Source organism: Rhizobacter sp. P3_B12 (assembly GCF_056402895.1).
The window spans coordinates 1-2,643 of the sequence record NZ_JBFUGN010000864.1; the positions used below are offsets into that span (position 1 = coordinate 1).

Annotated in this window: 3 protein-coding genes; 2 read left to right on the forward strand and 1 reads right to left on the reverse strand. The window is 69.3% G+C overall.

Annotated elements, in window-relative coordinates; translation table 11 throughout:
* Positions 1-512 (forward strand): HemK family protein methyltransferase (locus AC1D01_RS29250; RefSeq protein ID WP_477872664.1); only part of this gene is annotated, 512 nt, incomplete at its 5' end.
* On the opposite strand, the gene AC1D01_RS29255 is transcribed toward AC1D01_RS29250, so the two are convergent.
* Positions 509-1,765 (reverse strand): cystathionine gamma-synthase family protein, encoded by a 1,257-nt coding sequence (locus AC1D01_RS29255; protein ID WP_477872666.1) that lies wholly within the window; start codon positions 1,763-1,765, stop codon positions 509-511. The two genes, AC1D01_RS29250 and AC1D01_RS29255, sit on opposite strands and share 4 nt — an antisense overlap.
* A gap of 26 nt (positions 1,766-1,791) precedes the next feature.
* Between AC1D01_RS29255 and AC1D01_RS29260 the strand changes: the two genes are divergently transcribed.
* The coding region (locus AC1D01_RS29260; protein WP_477872668.1) for an ABC-F family ATP-binding cassette domain-containing protein at positions 1,792-2,643 on the forward strand (852 nt) is incomplete at its 3' end.

A 2,643-nucleotide genomic window follows, 5' to 3' on the forward strand; every position in this document is an offset into this window, starting at 1 on the left:
CGCACACGGTGCTCGACCTGTGCACCGGCAACGGCAGCCTGGCGGTGATCGCCGCGCTGGCCTACCCCGACGTGGTCGTCGACGCGGCCGACCTCTCCGACGACGCGCTGGCGGTGGCCCGCATCAACGTCGACAAGCACAAGCTCGGCAAGCGCATCACGCTGCTGCAGTCGGATTTGCTCGCGAGCGTCGGCGGGCCGTACGACCTGATCCTGTGCAACCCGCCCTACGTCAACAGCACCAGCATGGCGGCGCTGCCCGAGGAATACCGCCATGAGCCTGCCCTGGCGCTGGCCGGCGGCGACGACGGCATGGACCTGGTGCGCCGCATCCTGCGCGACGCGCCGGCGAAGATGACGCCCGAGGCGGTGCTGCTGCTGGAGATCGGCAACGAACGCCCGCACTTCGAGCATGCCTTCCGCAAGCTGGAAGTGGCCTGGCTCGACACCAGCGCCGGCGACGATCAGGTCTTGCTCGTCACCCGCGAAGCGCTCGTGCGCTGGAATCGCTAGCCGGCCGCCAATGCGCGTGCGAAATCGGCGCGCAGATCCTCATGGTCTTCAATCCCCACCGACACGCGGATCAGCGAATCCGCGATGCCCATCGCTTGCCGCCGCTGCGCGCCCATCTCCCAGAAGATGGTGTGCGCCACGGGGATCGCGAGCGTGCGGTTGTCGCCCAGGTGGCTCGACTTGATCACCACCTGCAACGCATCGAGGAAGGCCAGGCAGTCGCGCGAATCGTCGAGCTCGAAGCTCATCAGCRTGCCGCCGGCCTTGAACCAGCGCTTTGCGTTGGCGTGCTGCGGGTGGTTCTCGAGCCCGGGGTGGTTGACGCGCTTGACGCCCGGCTGCGCGGCCAGCCACGTGGCCAGGCGCAGCGCGTTGTCGCAGGCGCGGTCCATGCGCAGCGCGAGCGTCTCGGCACCGGTGGCGATGCGGTGCGCCGCATCGGCCGCGAGCGTCGCGCCGATGTCGCGCAGCCCGCGCTTGCGGATCTGCAGCAGGCCCCAGCCGCGCGGGTCGCCCTTCTTGTACGGCTCGGCGATGTTGGCGAAACTGGCCCAGTCGAACACCCCGGTGTCGGTGACCGCGCCGCCCAACGCGTTGCCGTGGCCGCCGATCGACTTGGTCAGCGAGTTGACGACCAGCCCGGCGCCCACCGCCTTCGGGCGGAACAGGTAGGGCGTCGTCATCGTGTTGTCGACCACGTACAGCAGCTTCCGTTCGCCGCACAGCCGGCCGATCGCCTCCAGGTCGGCGACCTGCGTACCGGGGTTCGCGATCGTCTCGACGAACACCATGCGCGTGCGCGGCGTGATCGCGCGCTCGACGTCTGCCGCATCGGTCGCGTCGACCAGCGTCACGCCGCAGCCCAGGCCCTCCAGCGTGTTCAGCAGGCTGGCGGTGTTGCCGAACAGGAAGCGGCTCGCGACGATGTGGTCGTCGCGCTTCAGCAGCGCGAGCGTCAGCGACGCGATCGCCGCCATGCCGGTCGCGAAGCTCACCGTGCCGACGCCGTCTTCCAGCATCGTCAGCTTGGTTTCCAGCGCCACGTTGGTCGGATTGCCCTGGCGCGCGTAGACATGCCCGCTGCGTTCGCCCTGGAATACCGACACCAGTTCACGCGCCGTCTCGTAACCGAAGGCCGACGAGGGGTGCAGCGGCTTGTGCGTGGCACCATGCTCGACGCCGCCGCGGCGATCCGCGTGCAGCAGCCGGGTGGTCAGGCCCTCGCTCCGGCCGCTTTCGGTGCTCTTTTCCATGCTTTTTTCCCGTTGGTGAGTTACCCATGATTGTCATCAAGAACGTCACGCTGCGACGCGGCACCAAGGTCGTGCTGCAGGACGCGAGCGTCACGCTGCAGCCCGGCGAGAAGGTCGGCCTGGTCGGGCGCAATGGCGCGGGCAAGTCCTCGCTGTTCTCGCTGCTGACGCACCGGCTGCAGTCCGACGCCGGCGACGTGGCCATCCCGCCGCGCTGGCTGGTCGGCGAGGTCGCGCAGTCGATGCCGGAGACCGACGATCCGGCCACCGATTTCGTGCTGGAGGGCGACACCCGGCTGAATGCCGCGAACGCCGCGCTGGCCGCGGCCGAGGCGGCCGACGACGGCCATGCGATGGCCGAGGCGCACCAGCTGATCGCCGAGGCCGGCGGCTTCGAGGCCCGCCCGCGCGCGCAGGCGCTGCTGATGGGCCTGGGCTTCCGCGTCGACCAGCTCGACGAGCCGGTCAACAGCTTCTCGGGCGGCTGGCGCATGCGGCTGCAGCTGGCGCGCGCGCTGATGTGCCCGGCCGACCTGATGCTGCTCGACGAGCCGACCAACCACCTGGACCTCGATGCCCTGGTGTGGCTGGAGGCCTGGCTGCAGCGCTACGAGGGCACGATGATCGTGATCAGCCACGACCGCGAGTTCCTCGATGCGATCACCCGGGTGACGCTGCACCTCGACGAGACGCGCCTGACCCGTTACACCGGCAACTACACCGCGTTCGAGGAGATGCGCGCCGAACGGATGATGCAGGCGCAGGCCAACTTCGCGAAGCAGCAGGAGCGCATGGCCCACCTGCAGAAGTTCATCGACCGCTTCAAGGCCAAGGCCAGCAAGGCCAAGCAGGCGCAGAGCCGCGTGAAGGCGCTGGCG